This is a genomic window from Pseudoalteromonas atlantica, assembly GCA_007988745.1.
In the GTDB taxonomy this organism is placed as follows: Bacteria; Pseudomonadota; Gammaproteobacteria; order Enterobacterales; family Alteromonadaceae; genus Pseudoalteromonas; species Pseudoalteromonas atlantica.
Window position 1 is genome coordinate 1 of record BJUT01000007.1, and the last position, 17284, is coordinate 17284.

Annotated in this window: 16 protein-coding genes; all 16 read right to left on the reverse strand. The window is 38.9% G+C overall.

All coding sequences use genetic code 11. The annotated features are described in order from the left end of the window. Positions 1-626: DUF6531 domain-containing protein (locus tag PAT01_RS05170; protein ID WP_318299739.1), on the reverse strand; the 626-nt coding region annotated here is incomplete at its 3' end. Continuing rightward, positions 626-1477: a hypothetical protein gene (locus PAT01_RS05175; RefSeq protein ID WP_154945054.1), complete on the reverse strand. Its 852-nt coding sequence runs from the start codon at positions 1475-1477 to the stop codon at positions 626-628. The genes PAT01_RS05170 and PAT01_RS05175, both read right to left, overlap by 1 nt. Further along, positions 1474-2499: a hypothetical protein gene (locus PAT01_RS05180; RefSeq protein WP_154945056.1), complete on the reverse strand. Its 1026-nt coding sequence runs from the start codon at positions 2497-2499 to the stop codon at positions 1474-1476. Before PAT01_RS05180 ends, PAT01_RS05175 begins: the two co-directional genes overlap by 4 nt. A gap of 2 nt (positions 2500-2501) precedes the next feature. Further along, the gene (locus PAT01_RS05185; RefSeq protein WP_096042749.1) at positions 2502-2792 is read right to left on the reverse strand and encodes a PAAR domain-containing protein; all 291 of its coding nucleotides are present in this window, start codon (positions 2790-2792) and stop codon (positions 2502-2504) included. 37 nt (positions 2793-2829) lie between these two features. Next, positions 2830-3186, reverse strand: a complete 357-nt coding sequence (locus tag PAT01_RS05190) for a hypothetical protein (RefSeq protein WP_024032868.1) — start codon at positions 3184-3186, stop codon at positions 2830-2832. A 7-nt stretch (positions 3187-3193) separates the two neighbouring features. Further along, the gene (locus tag PAT01_RS05195; protein WP_154945058.1) at positions 3194-5071 is read right to left on the reverse strand and encodes a type VI secretion system Vgr family protein; all 1878 of its coding nucleotides are present in this window, start codon (positions 5069-5071) and stop codon (positions 3194-3196) included. 74 nt (positions 5072-5145) lie between these two features. Beyond that, positions 5146-5625 (reverse strand): Hcp family type VI secretion system effector, encoded by a 480-nt coding sequence (locus PAT01_RS05200; protein ID WP_055015742.1) that lies wholly within the window; start codon positions 5623-5625, stop codon positions 5146-5148. Positions 5626-5863: 238 nt separating this feature from the next. Then, a complete protein-coding gene (gene tssH / locus PAT01_RS05205; RefSeq protein ID WP_154945060.1) occupies positions 5864-8467 on the reverse strand; it encodes a type VI secretion system ATPase TssH in 2604 nt (867 codons plus the stop codon). 22 nt (positions 8468-8489) lie between these two features. After that, positions 8490-9479 (reverse strand): type VI secretion system baseplate subunit TssG, encoded by a 990-nt coding sequence (gene tssG, locus PAT01_RS05210; RefSeq protein WP_096042746.1) that lies wholly within the window; start codon positions 9477-9479, stop codon positions 8490-8492. Then, positions 9476-11302 (reverse strand): type VI secretion system baseplate subunit TssF, encoded by a 1827-nt coding sequence (gene tssF, locus PAT01_RS05215; protein ID WP_138576591.1) that lies wholly within the window; start codon positions 11300-11302, stop codon positions 9476-9478. Before tssF ends, tssG begins: the two co-directional genes overlap by 4 nt. Further along, positions 11299-11784, reverse strand: a complete 486-nt coding sequence (tssE, locus tag PAT01_RS05220) for a type VI secretion system baseplate subunit TssE (protein ID WP_138576594.1) — start codon at positions 11782-11784, stop codon at positions 11299-11301. Before tssE ends, tssF begins: the two co-directional genes overlap by 4 nt. Positions 11785-11801: 17 nt before the next feature. Further along, positions 11802-12578 carry a type VI secretion system accessory protein TagJ gene (locus PAT01_RS05225; RefSeq protein WP_096042743.1) on the reverse strand — a complete coding sequence of 259 codons (777 nt, stop codon included), beginning with the start codon at positions 12576-12578 and terminating at the stop codon, positions 11802-11804. Positions 12579-12580: 2 nt separating this feature from the next. After that, a complete protein-coding gene (gene tssC, locus PAT01_RS05230; protein WP_138576596.1) occupies positions 12581-14107 on the reverse strand; it encodes a type VI secretion system contractile sheath large subunit in 1527 nt (508 codons plus the stop codon). A gap of 36 nt (positions 14108-14143) precedes the next feature. Next, positions 14144-15634: a type VI secretion system contractile sheath large subunit gene (gene tssC, locus PAT01_RS05235; protein WP_055015749.1), complete on the reverse strand. Its 1491-nt coding sequence runs from the start codon at positions 15632-15634 to the stop codon at positions 14144-14146. Further along, positions 15631-16134 (reverse strand): type VI secretion system contractile sheath small subunit, encoded by a 504-nt coding sequence (tssB, locus tag PAT01_RS05240; RefSeq protein WP_055015750.1) that lies wholly within the window; start codon positions 16132-16134, stop codon positions 15631-15633. Before tssB ends, tssC (PAT01_RS05235) begins: the two co-directional genes overlap by 4 nt. Positions 16135-16150: 16 nt before the next feature. After that, positions 16151-17263: a type VI secretion system protein TssA gene (gene tssA / locus PAT01_RS05245; RefSeq protein WP_096042741.1), complete on the reverse strand. Its 1113-nt coding sequence runs from the start codon at positions 17261-17263 to the stop codon at positions 16151-16153. Between the last annotated feature and the right edge of the window lie 21 nt (positions 17264-17284).

Genomic DNA, 17284 nt, shown 5'->3' on the forward strand with positions numbered 1-17284 from the left:
CCGTGGCGCCAACCATTACCCATTGTTGTGCATACATCAGCATGAGATGAGCGATACAAACGTCGCCACACTAATTGGCGACTGCCTGCTAGGGTAAAATCGATAAGCGGGAGAATTTCTTCGCCAGAGAGCATTGAAACCGGATCTGAGCGGCACTCTTGATTTGTAATGGGCTCTTCACTTGCGGTGTTATTACTTGCACCACCCGTATTTTTAGCGGGTGCTTGCGATGCGCTTTTACCTGATGCGGTTGAGCTTGATTTATTGCTCGACTTTTTGCCCGCTGAGCCACTATTAGTATTATCGCTTACTTGAATGGCCGACTTTGCTTTTTGGTGGAAACACGTTACTGCGCCACTTACTAAGGCTTGGGTAAGTACGCTTGCGGTTTCGCGAGCTGATGCGCTGCGTGGGCAGTTAACGCCAGCACTATTTAATAAATTAATTACGTCGAGGCGTTTGGCAGCGTCACCTGTTAACGCACCACCAATTTGAGCTATTTGTTGTTTAGCCGTTTCAGGGGTGTTTGCCACACTTGGCGCATAACCTGACGGCGTTTGGCCTTTGCCAGCAACTAGGCAAATGGGGTAACTCGTTCCTTGTAAAACAACCGTATTACTTTGCATTAGTTGTGTACTTCCTCACTTATCCATAAGTATGATGCTGCGGCCTGATATTTTGATTGTTCTTGAGAAATCACTAAAGCGTGTTTAAAGTGATTTACAATAGCCGGGCTTGAGGTCAATTGATATAAATTGACGAGTCCTTCAAGCGCACCAATTTTACCTAATTTGTAATTAGGTAATTCATAATGTGTATGCTCATTAATTAAATTACTGAGCAATTGTAAATTAGTCAGCCATACATCACTTTGCTGATGTATGCCGTTGCCAGGTGCAAATATAAGATCTATATGGTCTTTATTATCCTGTGCGATTTTGGAAAATATACCGCCTAGTTGGTCGTGCTTTATAAAATCTATTGAAGGAGCAAATTCATGACTAGTTTGCATCCAGCCAATTTGAGCCGTTTCAATAGTCGCGAGTGCACCACCTACTCCTAAGTATACCCACTCATTGTTTTTATCGGCTTTATAGGTAGCATCAATGGCTATCACGTTTGCCTTATGCCATTTTTTTTGCACCGCCAACTGCACTAACGTATTAGCACCAACAGCGCCATAAAATAATAAGTGCTCTACATGCTCAGGGAACAACTGTTTAAAACTTTTTGCTAAAAGCTGCTTTAACTCATCTTGGTACGCAAGTGCTGGCAATAACCATACAAGTGGCAAGTTTGAGTCTTCTACTTTTGCAAAAAGTTCTTTCGCTTTTACTATGCAATCATAAATACAGGCATTCCATGATTGCCAAGTAATACCGCTAGGTGGGTTTGGGTTATCTGCATATAGCAGTGTATCTATGTCTTGCGACAAAGGCGTAGAAAAACAGCTTACGTTTACATTAAACGCCTTCATGCTTGCGCCTCTGCTTTTACATTTTTAGCCATCGATTTGTAGTAAGTATACAAATTAAATATTGCTTGGCTATAACAGTCCATTGCCGACATTTCTATTGCGTTTAACCTTTTATTAAGAGATTTTCCAGCTACAAACCTTTGTAAGCAAAGCTCCTCCTCGTATTTAGGCCAGTTTTGCTGTAACTGCTGTTTAAAAGCCACTAGTGCTTGCTGTTCAGCATTAAATGCACTTACTTGAATGTCATAGCTTACGAGTAAATCGAGCTTATCACCGAGCATTCGCCTTATTAAGGCAATAATAGCTGTTGGGTTTTCTACTTGGTTTAACGACATACACGCTAAGGGCACTAGCTTTACATAGCCACTTTGTAATAGCACATGTAACGTGTCATCTACTGTTAAAACATTGCTTGCGTAATTACTTAATGCGTTTACTTGTTCCCAACTTAGTGATAATAAAAAAAGCGACATTAACGGTGAATTAACAAGCTTACTTTTACATAGCTCATCAAACAAATGTTTTAGCACTTGTATGTTTGCATTAGAGTTGAATGCACTGATAAGCGCCACTGTTTCGGCTGATGTTGCCTCTTGTTCGGTGCTATCAGCCAATGCAAAATAAATAGTATTTAAGTCAATTAATGCAATTAAATTAAAGCTGTGTTGCTGTAATAAAACTTTATAAATAACAGCCTTTGCTAAGTCATGCAGGGATGAGCTGTTGAGCAACGAGTTTATAAAAGCCAGGTTAATTGTTTGCGGTAAATTAGCCATAACCTCTATACATGCCTGCGCAGTCACATCAAGGCTTTGCTCACTCGTTACTAACGTATTAATTAAAGTTAAATCGGGTTGTGTAAAGTGTTGAGGAGTATTATTTTTTTTAGCGGTTAGCCACGTTGTTTCTAACAGCTTTTTTTTAAGTGTTTTTACATAACCTACAGAAGTAAACGGGCAGCACTGCGCCTTACTAATACAGAGCAATTGTGCTTGATGATTACTTATGTAAGTAGACAGCAAGGTTAGCCACCTATTAATACAGTAGGGTTACCAACAACAATTTTTCCGCCGTGGGAGCTATCATCACCCATTCGAGCTGCGGGTTTACCGTTAATTTTTACGCTACCAGAGCCTGACTTTATGCTGTCGGGTGGGCCAATACACACTAACATATCGCCTTTACGTGCTGCGGGCATGCTACCTATTAATACATTAGTTGAGCCTACCACAACAGGGCCGCCAACATGCGGGACTGTACCTGTGGTTTTAGGGCATACATGCATATGACCAATTGTAGCTGCGGGCTTACCCATAAAGACTCCTTGTCTTATTTACTTTTTGACAATAAAACTAATCAAATAAAGGAATAATTAATAATTTACTTTGAGAAACTAAACCCGATAAGGTATCAACTAATTCTGCCTTACTATAATCCGAAATTGATACCGGGCTTTGTAATGCGTACTGATATAAAGCAGCTATGGTATCTTCACTATTTAAAGCATTATGTAAATTACTTAAAAACTGATTAGCATAATAACCATCCATAGCTTTTAAATGCGTTAATGCAGGATTTAGCAATGGATCATCTGGCCTATTTATTGGCAAACAAATTAAATACGGCAAACCGTAACGGCAATATACAACGTAACCATTATTATTAATGCCATTTCTATGCCCTGTATAAAAGCTATTTATTATTTCCATAACTGCACTAATTTAATTTAATCATGCCGGCAGATAAAGTAATGGCGCTACCATCAACTTTAACGTTACTGCCTTTAATGTCTATATTAGTGCCTTCTATAGTTATATTACCGCTGCTGCTCATTTTAATTTGTGCAGAGCCTGTTTTAATTACTATTTCGTCACCGGCTTCAATATTAAGTGTTTTACCCACTTTTAACGTGTCGTTTTCACCTATATCGTCACTGCGATTTTTAGCCACTTTTAGTGTTTCATTATTGCCAATATCAACTTTTCGATCGTTGCCAATTTCAATATTATGGTCGTGATCTGTTTTGTCGTTTTGGTCATTTTTTACGTAAAGCTGCTTATCTTTTTCTGCTTGAATATAAACCAGCTCGCTGCCTTTTTTATCCTCAAACCTTAGCTCATTAAAGTTATCGGCTCCGCCTTCTTTAGTAGAGCGTGTTTTAATACCACTTTGTGTTTTTTCGCCAGGCAGTGCATACGGAGGCATTAAATCTGCGTTGTACACTGCTCCGCTAATAATTGGTTGGTCTGGGTCACCATTTATAAAGTCTACAAGTACTTCTTGGCCTACCCGAGGGAAGAAAAACGCTCCCCACTTTTTACCTGCCCAGTTTTGCGCAACACGGATCCAACATGAACTTTTTGAATCTTTTTTACCTTCTCGGTCCCAGTCAAATTGCACTTTTACGCGACCATATTGGTCAATCATTATTTCATCGGCGCTGTCGCCAGTTACGATTGCCGTTTGCACACCGTTTATAACTGGTTTTTTCTTATTTATTTGCGCTCTGTAGGGTATATCTTTGGGTACACATTCAAAATGGTTCGAGTACACTTCTTCAGCACTTGATTGCAATGCACCCGATTGATTAGGTATTGTTATTGACGTCATCATAGAGGTAATGACAAATGTTTTACCTTCAAGACGTGGGTCTTCGTGCTTTTTAAAGCTAAAAAGTTTACCCACAGTGAATGAGCGACAGTCACTGCGACCACTAGAAAGCTTCATGTCTCGCTGTAATGACTCAAGCTGAACAGATGCTAAGTTAGCTGCACGCGGGTGGCACTCTTGCTCGCCAGTATATTCAAAAATTTCTGATACTGATTGCGTCGGGAGCTGTGGGTTTGCTTGCTCTCCGTCTGGGTAGCGTGATGGCTGCTTAAAGTCGTAACCAACGCGTTTAAAGCTGCCAGGTGCAATGCTTAAACCGCCCTGCCAACGCGATACGTGTGATTCGCTTAAATGGCCAGTTGAATAAACAACTTTAGCTTCGTCACATACCTCGTATGCAGTTATATCATCTGCAAGTACCAGTGTGTGGTTGCTATTGGTGTGCTCAAAAAAGTAAAAAATACCTTCTTGCTGAAAAAGTCGTTGAATAAAGTCAAAGTCTGACTCTTGGTACTGAACACAGTACTCGTATTTAGGGTATGTCTTGCTGGTTTTATCACTAAAGGCAACATTATGTTGACCAAATAGGTCAGCAAATATTTCTTTAATAGTTTTCTTTTGGAATATTCGGCTGTTTTTACGATTGCGCATTGATGCTGCGAACGGAACGATAGTTGCCTGATAATCTATATAGTTTTTTTGTTCTTCTACATCAGCTGTGCGGCTACCATTTGATACTAAATGACTTACTATTCCGTGATAGTAACGTTCACCACCGCCTTGAGCATTTTTTACTTTAATAGATACAGGCTTACCTACTAAATCTTCGTGCGCTATTTGTTTACCAATCGTGTACATATTGGCAGACATAACAAATAAATCTGACATTGCCTCTTGGGCAACAAATCGGGTTAAATAGAGGGCATCTTTACCAGCAGGGGTGCTAATTTGAATTACGTTATTATCTTGTGTTGCTTGTTGCATTCCTTGCCTTTCCCATCCTAAAGATCAAAAAAAGCTCTGAGCAAAAGCTCAGAGCCATTATAAGGTAACAAAAATTACATTTGTTGACCTTTAACACCGCTGTAACCGTATACAAGTGGAGCAGTAATGTTATTTTTGTCGTCTGTTGGAGTAACAGTCATCATCATTTCTGTGTAGCTGATAGTGATTGTTTCAATAGGACGATCGTTTTGAACTGATACAGAGTAGCTAGAAATCATTGCATCTGTAAGTTCGATTTTCATGATTTCTTCAACTTTATCACCTTGCTTAGTGATATGGAAAATAGCTGGAAGGCCTTTACCAATAGTTGCTTCTTTGAAAAGATCCGGAGATGCTTTATCTTGAAGTTTAGTGATAGTTACATCGCCAAGACGAGTAGAGCTAGACTCACGGTCCATTGCTGTACCAGTTGCTGCACTAATTTCACGGCTTACATTCCAATCTAAAGATAATACTGTGATTAAATCTTTGAAAGACTCAGCCGTAGTTTCGCCTTTGATTGGACCGTATTTTAAATATGTATTTGCTTGCATTTGATAATGCTCCTTTTAATTAAACAATGTTATCCATTTAGACTGGATTATTTACTTTGGTTTCCCAAAAATTCCTTTGAAATCATTATCTTTAATACAGCAATGAAAAGGCCTTCAGATTCCTTTCCTTAGATGAAGACAATGTCTCAAAAATTCCATGTAGTGAATTAAGGCAACAAAATTATAATACCCTAAAATCAAAGAAACAACCTTAATACAAAGTTAATTTAAATAAACTTTAATTTAACTCAATATTAAATTCATTATCTTTTACAGCCAACTTTATACTATTTATTTTTTTATCATCAATCATACTAGAAAGTAAAACTTCAGATAATAATGGTAATAATTTATTTTGCAAAATAGTGTGTATGTTCCTAGCACCGGACCCTGCATTTTGGCAATTATCAATTATATATTCTATTACGTCATTTTCATATTTAAGCTCAGCATCGTAATGCTTGTTAACGCGTTGAACAATTTTTGCTATTTGTAATGAGGCAATTTCTGAAAGGATATCGTCACTTAGTGGGATGTACGGAATTACATTAATACGACCTAAAAAAGCAGGCTTAAATGAAGCGAGTAAATCATCTTGTAATGCTTTTAATAAGCCTTTAATACTTGGCTTACTTTCTTCGTCTTCAAATAAGCTCATGGTGGTATCAGTACCCACATTTGAGGTCATAATTATAATTGTATTTTTGAAGTCGATATCTCGACCTTCACCGTCTTTTATTGTACCTTTATCAAATACTTGATAAAAAATATCTTGCACACCAGGATGTGCTTTTTCCATTTCATCAAGCAGCACTACGCTGTATGGTTTTCTTCTTACGGCTTCGGTTAATATGCCACCTTCGCCATAACCTACATACCCAGGAGGTGAACCAAGCAGTAGTGATACTTTATGCTCTTCTTTGAACTCAGACATATTAATAATGGTGACATTTTCTTCACTGCCATACACTTCTTGTGCAAGCGAAAGTGCAGTCTCGGTTTTACCTACACCACTTGGACCTGCCAACATAAAAATACCGTTAGGTCGGCTTTCATCTGCTAGTTGGGCGCGAGATGTTTGCACTACCTTAGCGATTAAATCTAACCCATGGTCTTGCCCTACAACACGTTTTTTCATTTGCTGTGCAAGGTTTAAAATGCCATGTATTTCATCTTCGTGCATTTTACCTACAGGTATGCCAGTCCAATCTGATATAACCTGTGCAATAAGCTCTTCATCCACTTGCCAATGAACCATATTATGTTCAAAAGCAGTTAACTTTTCTTTACTCTGCTTAAGATTGGCTAAAATTTCATCTGATGAATTTTCTTGATCTGAGTTAATAGACTCGAGCGCCTTATTAAGCTCAGCAACAATTTCTTTTTCTACTTTAAATTGCTCTGTTAATGGCGCTAACTGCTCTTCAATAGTTACAAGTTCAGTTTTAAGTGTGTCTAGCTGCACTGAATGATCTAAACCTGTTTTCTGTTCACGGTGTAGCATCTGCACTTGTGTTTCTATTTCGCTTAATCGATTTACAAGTTGCTCTATAGTGTTTGGTGTAGAGGCTTGGCTCATTGCCACCCGCGCGCAGGCAGTATCTAATAATGCCACCGCTTTATCGGGTAGTTGCCTTGCCGTAATATAGCGATGCGATAAGTGCACTGCACTTTCGAGTGCTTGTTCAGAAATAAATACTTTGTGGTGTTTTTCCATTACGGGCACTAAACCACGTAACATAGCCACTGCTTTTTCTGGCGTTGGCTCTTCTACTTTTACCACTTGGAAGCGGCGTGTTAGAGCAGCATCTTTTTCAAAAAACTTTTTATATTCAGCCCACGTTGTAGCAGCAATGGTTCTAAGTTCGCCGCGAGCAAGTGCTGGTTTTAATAAGTTAGCAGCATCGTTTTGGCCTGCGGCTCCACCGCTACCAATCATTGTATGAGCTTCATCAATAAATAAAATAACCGGGTTAACTGAATTTTTTACTTCGTTAATTAATGATTTAAGACGATTTTCAAACTCGCCTTTCATACCTGCGCCAGCTTGTAATAGTGCTAAATCTAAGCTGTGAATTTTTACATTCTGCAGCACGGCCGGTACATCTTTTTGTGCAATTCTTAAAGCTAAGCCTTCAACTACGGCTGTTTTACCTACACCCGCTTCACCGGTTAAAATAGGGTTGTTTTGACGGCGTCTGGTCAAAATATCAACCATCTGGCGAATTTCGAAGTCGCGTCCTAAAATAGGATCTATTTTTCCGGCTTTTGCTTGAGCAGTTAAATCAACAGTAAATTGGTCAAGGCTCGGGGTTTTAGAGTTTGTAGCCGATTGGCTAGCCGTGTTTTGTACTGAATGATTACGCTCTTGCGATTGAGCAACTATTTCTGGCCACGCATGAAGCAACTGCCCTGGCTCTATTTTATTAAATAACTTACTGCAACGGGTTACTAAGCTAGATAAGGTATCGTCTTTTACAAGCGTATAAATAACGTAGGCACTGCGAATGTGATTATCTGTAAACTCAATACTGGTACTTAACCAAGATTGCTTTAATAAGCTAGTAACATGTACAGATAAACTAGGTGATGACTCACTACCGGTTTTAAACGCTTCTAAAGATTGATTTAAGTCTTGTTTTACTTTTTCAATATCAATGTCAAAAGAGCCAAAAATAAGTCTAACATCATCTAGTTGTTGCTCAATCATGGCAAGTAACCAGTGTTCAAGCTCCACTGTAAAGTGGCTTCTGCTATTACAAATTGCAACCGCCGCCTCTAGGCTTTTTCTGCAATCAGGGCTTAGTTTTTCAACTAATTTATTGAGTGTCATCGAAGACATACAGTGTTCCTTTTAATTTTAATTATCCCTTAAACGATAACTTAGTAGGGTTAGATTTTGATTTGTTATTTTGTACTGCTAAAAAAGAATTAATTCCAAGTTGGGCTTTATCCTCTAAAAGCTGGGCTGTATCTAAACATGTAAAATCAGCTTCAATTATTAAACGAAACTGAATAGAGTTTCCTATATAATCTTTTGTGATTTTTTTTGCCAATTGAAACAACTCACCCCTTGGTAAAAGTTGTTTGACTTTGCAAGGCTTATTGGGTTTTATATGCACTTCTATGCTAGAAGACACATCCCATACCTGCTTACCTATCACTGAATCAACCCCGAGCCGCGCATGTTGACCCTCATACATAACTTGACTAGCTAAAGCCGTTTGTTCTTGCAACTTTAGCTCATACCACTGACCAACCATCTGATTTATTTTTACTTCACAGCCAAGATAAGAACCAAGCACACTTTGTAAGTCAAAAGCATTGCGAATTTTTCGGCTGTACAAACCTGAAAAGTGCAACTGATGTTCATTATACCCACCACTTAATAGCCCCAACATTTGAGTATACGGGTCTTTTTTTTTGTCGTTATTTATATGATTTAGTGAAGGTTTATATTTTTTCCAAGCTCGGTAATACAAAGAAATCAGGCGATGGTTAAACATGTCATAAAAATCGCGCATGGTTGTGTCTTTATAGCGCAGCCTTTGCATAACCAGTTCGCTATAAAATTGCGGTAATGCACCAGAGCAGCCAGTTAACCCCATAAATGACACCTGTATATTTACTTTATGCAAGCCATCTTCAAAACCAGCTTCTTCAAGCTTAGTAATTGAATTTCCCGGGTAGCCAAACTTTTGTGTTGCCGTAAATTTTATTAATTCTTGTTTTGGGTTGCTATCGTAGCCAACGTGGCGATAATCAAAGCCACGCTTTTTAAGCTGGTTTTCAATTATGAAAACCGCTTTATAAAAATCGACTTGAGAAGCTTGGGCGATCAGTTGCTTTATCATAATAGTGGTCTGTCACCTACGCGCGCAGGCCACTGATAATATATTTGCTCTTGCTCTTTTAAACGCAAGCTCAAACGTGTGTAACTATTTATAGCGGCAAACTGAGCAAAGAAATGATCCAACACTGCGGCAAAAAAGAACATGCCACTGCCCGAAAAATCATCGTTAGCAAAAGTAATTTCTATTTCGCTGCCAGTTACAAAACTTACCCTGCCTTTTTGAATAACACGCGCGGTTGCAGGCTCAATACTAACGCGATATATATTATCTATTAGCCCTTTGGTTTGAGGCGATGCTCTAAAGTCATATAGACGAAGTACTTCTTTTAATTTATTACACGCATCTTCACCGCTAAACGTATCGAGTGTTAAATGATTAACAAGCTGCCAGCGCGTTGCATCGGCTAATACGGGTCTAACTGCATGTGTAAAAGGTGCTAAACAACGAATTTTTTTAATTACATCGCCGCGCTCTGGCATCAGTAATCCAAGCTCATCATCGCCAAATGGCATACTTGCAGGTAAATTACGGTTGCTACACTGTGCGCGTACAGTGAGTACAGAGTTACCTTCACCATATTCCATAGCGCTGTTTTCAAATTTAGCATCTACCAATGACATAAATGTCTCGGTGCCAGACTCTACATAACCGCCCGCCCACGACGCTGTTTCTCTTCTTATATGCCAAAATAGGTCTTCGTGACCTTGATAATTTGGATGAGTTTGACCATAAAATGGCGCAACGACTTGTTTATTACCTTTGTGATCAAACGCTATAACCTCTGAAATACCAATCACTTCAGAAATTTCTGAGTCCATATAACGCGGTGCAAGTTGATACTCGTATTCACTTATCTCAGGGCGAATTGGCTCAAGTTCTTGTTCAAATAAGTTAATTATTGGCGTGCACCCGAGTAAAAACATATCCTCATCAACCTGTTTCTCAAGCTCACTTGACTCAGTATCAAGGTATATATAGATATCACATTTGTTGGCGTTTTTAGGTAATGCGCCGCGTATACCTTCAAGTTCAAAAAAACGAAACTTCTCAGGAAAAGTAAAGTTTTCGACCAATAAACGATAACCGGCAGCAGAGCGCTGAGAGTAAGGCACAACCGCTTCGTGTGTTTCAAACCCGACCGCTTTTAATTGGTTTTTTGATAAGTATTTAATGCCTTCTACGCCATTATCTATGGCTATACCAATGCTGTGTTTGAATAACAGTTCGTACACTTTAAGAGTATGGTGCCACTGCCCGTTTATATATACGCGAAGTTTTTCTAAACCAGTTTCTGCAAGCGAAACGCCCTTGTATTCACCGGTTAGCTCTAACTTAAATATAGACTTTGCCTTTTCATGCCAACGCGGCTTAGGCGCTACAAAAGGGCTGTTATCAAACTGGGCTTTAGTGATTTCAATGGGCCAAAGGTAGGTTTCGTAACAGGTTTGAAACTTACATTGCTTCATAGAATCAACGTTAGTTTCAACTTCACTTGCTCTTGGGATGACAACACCCGCGGTTGAAAGGTTTTCGGCTTCTAATTTTACAATCGACATAGAAGGGATAGGTGCTTGATAATCTGGTAGCATCTGCCCTAATAAAGCATCCGTTAATTCAGGAAAACTGTCATCTAGCTTTTGTCTAATATTGGCTGTTAAAAATGCAAACGATTCAATAAGCCGTGATACATGAGGGTCTTCAACATGATCTTCACTAAGCTTTAAACGCCCAGCTACTTTTGGGTATTTCTCAGCAAAGTCTTTACCTAAATGACGCACAAATGCTAATTCACGATTGTAATATTTTAATAATCCATCGTTCATAATGATGCCTCAATAATCTTCATACCTAAATTTACGGGCTCTACCTCAGAATCAAAGCTTATAAATTCTGGCTCAGGATCAGCGTATAAAAGCGCATTAATACGCAAGTTTAAAACGCGATTAACCGGTACTTCTTCATCAGTAAATACTTCAACTTCTAAAAATCGTGGCTCAAATTTTAAAATAGTGTTTCTAACTGTCTCGCATAGCAGTGCTCGACCTTCGTGAGAACTGACCGACATACTTGAAAAATCGGGTAAACCGTACGATAAACACGACGTTGAAAGCTCACTATATTGTGTAGGCCACGTATGCCACTGGATTCGGGCGTTAAGCAGTGCTTCTATATCTCTTCGCACACTTTTACGTAGCTCACTTATTGTGATCCCCTCTGTACGCGATGGTGCATCTTGAAAGTCAGGTTCATCATCAATGAGCCTGTCTAAAATTGATGCCTGAAGCTGCTGCTTATGTTCTATCATTTTTGCTCAAATATAAATTATGCTGCTTCTACAGCATTAACTTTTAAATTAGGAATTGTGATCGCCTCATCATTAATAAATAGCATTTTCATGCCTTTACCAATAATGAATTCATCTTTGAGTTCAACCCAATCAGAGACCTGACCTAATTTTTCAAGGTCCGATTCAGCATTGGCATAGACAAGGGGTAAGTGTGCTGTACCTGAAGGGCCTTCTTTAATCGTTATTTCAACACGTAGCCAAATACTTTCTAATACTGAACTTACAGGCTCTACCTTTAACGACTCAATTTCATCAAAATTTGCCAAGTAAAATTCACCATTTGTGCCTAGAACTTCTAAATAAGGATTTAATGTATCGTCCAAGTCGCGTGCCACAGACTCTGCATCATTTAACGAACTTACTCTTAAGGTTTCCATTTGTGCAGAAAGCTCAGCGGCTTCGTCTATTTCACCATCTAACAATGCCACATGCATTTTTAAAAACAATGTGTCTATCTCATCAGCATCATGAAATAATTTAGGGATCCCTTTACCTTTGTAAAAGTCTATTCGTGATTGCTGAGCACGGATCAAATGTCTAAGATTTACAGCACCGACAGCAAACTCAGGATTCTTTTGAACCATAAAGTCGAGTTGTTTATCAGCTTTTTCAAGCTCACCATTTATACAAAGTAGCTCAGCGTAGCTACTTCTGATATCAAAATTTAAAGGCTCATCTTGAAGCTCTGCAGCACATAGGCTAAGTGCTTCAGTTAATTTTCCCTCGCGGATTAAGCTGTGTATTTTCTTCATGGTTATTCCTTTATTTTGTGATGAGGACTGAGCTCTGTTATTAATTTAATGCTCGAGACCATTTGATCTAATTGAAAATGGGGTTGTAATTGTAAAACAGAAAAAAAATGACCCGGATTTGCTTTGTTTTCACTTACTTTAATGCGCGCATTGCTCAGTGGGTATTTACTTCTGATTTGCTCTGATGCAGAGTCTGATGCGGTTGTATAGTTATTTATCCACGCTTGTAAATCACGCTCGCATGCATGAGCATTTATGTAAGAGCCCACTCTATCGCGTGCTAATATTTTTAAATAATGTGCAAAGCGTGAAACACATAAAATGTATTGCAACATAGATGAAAGGCGCGCATTAATATTAGCTGCGCTGGATTCGTAATTATTTGCTTTTTGTACCGATGCGTTGCTATAAAAAACGATGTGCTCTGAGTTAGTAACTGATGATGCTGGGATAAATCCAAGTTCAGAAAACTGCTTTTCAAATTTGCTAGTCACCAATAAATCGAGTGGCGGTTTTGCCTCTTTTTGGTAGGTATCGTTTGCAAAACTATCTTTTGCAAGCCCTGTAACTAGTCCTTTTGACACTTTTCCTGGCTCAATACCTCTAATATGCCCAAACCAACCACTATCGCAATAGGCTCTAATTATTGTTGATACAAACTGAAATGCAGCGTTACCCCATAACATATCTGTTTCGGGGCTTTTAATTTGTTCTTTAAAGTAAAAATCTTGATGGCGTTTACCATCGTTAGTGTAAGGTGCTCTGACTAAAACGTGCGGTAACGTTAAACCAACAAAGCGTGCCTCTTCCATTGATCTAAAGCTTTGCCATTTTACATATTCAGGTTGCTCAAATTGATTGAATAAATCTGCGTAGTACCCTAGATCAGAAAAGTTATCTGCGCCAAAAAGGTTTGGAGACGCTGAACATATAAATGGTGAGAATGCAGCAGCTGCAGTGCGCGAGATTTCTTTAATAGTATCAATGTCGTTATAAATAGTGCCATTAGAGGGCATATTACTAATTTCGTAGTCGCCAATTACCACACCAAAAGGCTCGCCACCGGCGCTATCAAATTCACTTTGATAAAGTAATTGAAAAAAGTAACTTTGGTCGAAATCTATTGCTTTATTGACATCTTTAGAGAGGGTTGCCCAATCACAGTTTAGTACCTTTATTTTTACTTTATTTTCTTTGTCAAATTGCTCTGTTTGAAGGGTTAACCAATATAAACTCCGCCAGCTTGCTTCTAACTTTTGAAATCGCGTGTGGTGAATTATATTATTTAGTTGCTGAGAAATTAGTTGGTCAAGTTCTACAATTATTCTTTGTAAATAAGGACCAAGCGATTCTTTGCTCCAAGAAATGGGAGAATCAGAAGAGCCTTCAAGCCACAATAACAGTGCCTTATCTAAGTTTTTTTCATATAGAAAACGCTCTAATAAAGCATCATTATCGCTAATTCTAGACTGCGACTTTTGATGAAAAGCGTAGTTTTGATTTATAAATGAAAACTCTTCGTGATTCATTTTACTGCATTATCCTTAACGCTAAAGATTGGCTAATTAACCAATCTCTGGAATTTTAGCTACAAGGCGTAATGAAGAAGTAAGTTCTTCCATTTGTAGCCAAGGTCTTAACCATGCCACTGCGTTATAAGCACCTGGCTGACCTGGTATTTCTTTAACTGATACTTTCGCATCGGCTAACGGGTAGCGTGCTCTGATATCTTGACCACCACCCTCTGTCGCATTTACGTATGATAAAATCCAACGGTTTAGCCATGACTCAACATCTTCTGCTTCCATAAAGCTACCAATTTTATCACGCGCCATCACTTTTAAGTAATGTGCAAAACGAGATGTGGCCATTAAATAAGGTAAGCGTGCTGAAATTGCAGCATTAGCTGTTGCATCAGGCGTTGAATATACTTGTGGTTTTTGACAGCTTTGCCCACCAAAGAAAACAGCGTAATCAGTATTCTTGTAGTGACATAAAGGTAAGAAACCAAGTTTACTAAGCTCTGCTTCACGACGATCTGTTATGCCAATTTCCGTTGGGCATTTAAGATCCGGATCACCATCATCACTTGTGAAAATATGCGTTGGTAAGCCTTCAACTTTACCGCCACCCTCAGCACCACGAATCGCAGTACAAAAACCGTATTGTGAAAACGCCTTGGTCATATTAGTGGCCATTGCGTAAGCTGCATTACTCCAGCAGTAGTCACTATTTTCGGTACTTACTGAGCGCCCTGCTTTTGGTTCAACTTCAAACTCTTCATAGTTAAACTCTTCTACAGGTTTAGAAGCTGCACCATAAGGTAAACGTGATAAGAAGCGAGGCATAGTTAACGATACAAAACGTGAATCATCGCTGTCTCTGAACGAGCGCCACTTTGTGTACTCTAATGATTCAAACACTTTTTCTAAATCTCGAGGTTTAGTTAACTCTTCCCAGTTATCAAAGCCGAATAAAGAAGGTGACGAAGCTGCAATAAATGGACAGAAACCAGCCGCTGCCACGTTCGACATTAAGCTTAACGTTTCAACATCTTCTGGGTGGTTAGTAAATTCATAGTCGCCCACAATTGTGCCATAAGGTTCTCCGCCTGGTGTACCAAACTCAGATTCGTAAATCTTTTTAAATGTTTGGCTTTGGTCAAACTCAACTGCTTTACTCAAATCTTTATGCAATTCTTTTTTCTTCATGTTTAAAACACGAATTTTAAGCGTTGAGCTCGTTTCAGAATTCATTACAAGGTGGTGTAACCCACGCCAAGAACCTTCTAGCTTTTGAAACTCATCGCTATGCATGACAACACTAAGCTGTTTTGATATTTTTTGATCAATTAATTGAATTGCTTCATTAAATGTCACAGTCATGTTTTTATTCCATTGAACTGTGCCTTTTAATGCCTCTTCAGTTAACGTTTTAAGAAGCTCTTCTGCGCGACTTGCATCAGTTTGCTTAGTAGCACCAATTGCTTGCTCCAATAACGATGAACTTGCCTCAGCTGTTGACTCTAATTCAGTACTTAGTTGCTCTGCACTCATTTTTCAGTCTCCTCTAGCTTAAGTTCCTTAGCGATAGAATCAAGGTTCGAAGTATTACTTAATACTTCTTCTAAAACATTTTCTAGCTCTTCTGAACGGTCAATCTTAGTCATTAGATCGCGTAATTTATTACGCGTTTCCATTAGTTTACGCAATGGTTCAACCTGATTCACAACAGCCGCAGGCTCAAAATCTTCAATCGATTTAAAGTTAAGACTAACATTAAATTGAGAGTCATCTTCACTTAAAGTGTTTTCAACAACTAAATTTAATGAAGGACTCATACGCTTCAAAACATCATCAAAATTATCACGATCAATCTGAATGAAACGTCTATCTTTTAATGGCTTTAAAACTTCAGTGTTATCTCCTGAGAAATCCCCCATTACACCAACAACAAATGGTAATTCTTTTTTTACTGCTGCACCCTCAGTTTCTACATCATAGGTGATGTGAACGCGAGGCTTACGTACTCGTTTTAATTTATCATGGATACTCATAGAGAACTCCTTTTACTTATGTTTCAGTTTCGCTGATCTTAATGCCAGACAACTTAAAGTACCCGGTCCTAGCATCACTATCTGTTATCAATTCATTTAATAATTCAGGCAGCGATAATTCGCTCCATCGAATCACTTGTTCTATCGTGTAAGACATTGGAGAATGCGGTTCGGTTTTTCTAAAAAACGCCGCTATTTCTTTAAGCTTATTTATTGCATTCTCACGTGAATCAATTGCTTGGCTAATGGCCTTTTTAGGCGCCTCAACTGCATCCTGCTCTTCACCGTTTTGAGTGAGTTGCTCTTGTGTTTGCTCTGATATCAACGCCTGTTCAGCTGCAACAAGTTTGTCTGCAGCAATATGGTTAACAGCCGCCAAACTTACCTCAAGCGCTTGTTTAATATTTGAGGTAGGTTGCGGTTGCCCCGTCACTTTATCCATCACGTCACTAAGCTGGGCAAACTCAGAAATCGCCTCTTCAATATCTTGTTTTAATGTTACAAAAAATTCTGTACTTGTCTCTGCAGCACTTTTTTCGATTAATTCAAAATCAACCGCGCCCTGTGCTAGCTTTTTCTCTCTTTTGTCATCATTAAGCCTCGAAATATCATAGCCTTGCTGATACTCCCAAAATGTAAAAGGGTCTAAGCTAACACTGTCGGTTAAAAGTATGCTTTTAATGGGGATAATCAGAGTCCCCTCACCTGCGGAACCATTCAATCCGCCAAGCGCTGATACTTTGTCTGAAATTTCATCGTCTGCATCAAGGGAGGGATATAGCGCGTCAAAATAATTATCTAATAATTGGCTGGCCACTTTAAAGCCAAAAGCAAGTCCTTTAAAACCATGAATTCGACAAAGGGCTTCAATAAACCACGCTAAATACTCAATATCTTTGCTTTCTGTTTTTAGCGCGTTGCTGCATTGTTCTAATAAAGGTAACCAGTCGCGGGCAAGTGATGAAATACCCTCCTCGTCTACTAGCGCGTTTCTTTCTGCGGCACGAAGTTGGTTTCTTAAATCTTTTAAGGCGTAATAAGTCGACGTAGGAGAAACATCCGAGCGCGGGTCTAAGCCTGCGATTTCAGTTTCAGAAATAGGGGAAATATACTCTTCAAATACAAACATTCCGTCGTCCTAATAATTATC

Bases quoted from the DNA above. Each gene is read 5' to 3' on its own strand.
- tssA (WP_096042741.1), bottom strand. From the start codon at position 17,263: ATGTTTGTATTTGAAGAGTATATTTCCCCTATTTCTGAAACTGAAATC.
- tssF (WP_138576591.1), bottom strand. From the start codon at position 11,302: ATGAACGATGGATTATTAAAATATTACAATCGTGAATTAGCATTTGTG.
- tssB (WP_055015750.1), bottom strand. From the start codon at position 16,134: ATGAGTATCCATGATAAATTAAAACGAGTACGTAAGCCTCGCGTTCAC.
- tssG (WP_096042746.1), bottom strand. From the start codon at position 9,479: ATGATAAAGCAACTGATCGCCCAAGCTTCTCAAGTCGATTTTTATAAA.
- PAT01_RS05195 (WP_154945058.1), bottom strand. From the start codon at position 5,071: ATGCAACAAGCAACACAAGATAATAACGTAATTCAAATTAGCACCCCT.
- PAT01_RS05185 (WP_096042749.1), bottom strand. From the start codon at position 2,792: ATGGGTAAGCCCGCAGCTACAATTGGTCATATGCATGTATGCCCTAAA.
- tssC (WP_055015749.1), bottom strand. From the start codon at position 15,634: ATGAGTGCAGAGCAACTAAGTACTGAATTAGAGTCAACAGCTGAGGCA.
- tssC (WP_138576596.1), bottom strand. From the start codon at position 14,107: ATGAATCACGAAGAGTTTTCATTTATAAATCAAAACTACGCTTTTCAT.
- PAT01_RS05225 (WP_096042743.1), bottom strand. From the start codon at position 12,578: ATGAAGAAAATACACAGCTTAATCCGCGAGGGAAAATTAACTGAAGCA.
- PAT01_RS05200 (WP_055015742.1), bottom strand. From the start codon at position 5,625: ATGCAAGCAAATACATATTTAAAATACGGTCCAATCAAAGGCGAAACT.
- PAT01_RS05190 (WP_024032868.1), bottom strand. From the start codon at position 3,186: ATGGAAATAATAAATAGCTTTTATACAGGGCATAGAAATGGCATTAAT.
- PAT01_RS05175 (WP_154945054.1), bottom strand. From the start codon at position 1,477: ATGAAGGCGTTTAATGTAAACGTAAGCTGTTTTTCTACGCCTTTGTCG.
- tssE (WP_138576594.1), bottom strand. From the start codon at position 11,784: ATGATAGAACATAAGCAGCAGCTTCAGGCATCAATTTTAGACAGGCTC.
- tssH (WP_154945060.1), bottom strand. From the start codon at position 8,467: ATGTCTTCGATGACACTCAATAAATTAGTTGAAAAACTAAGCCCTGAT.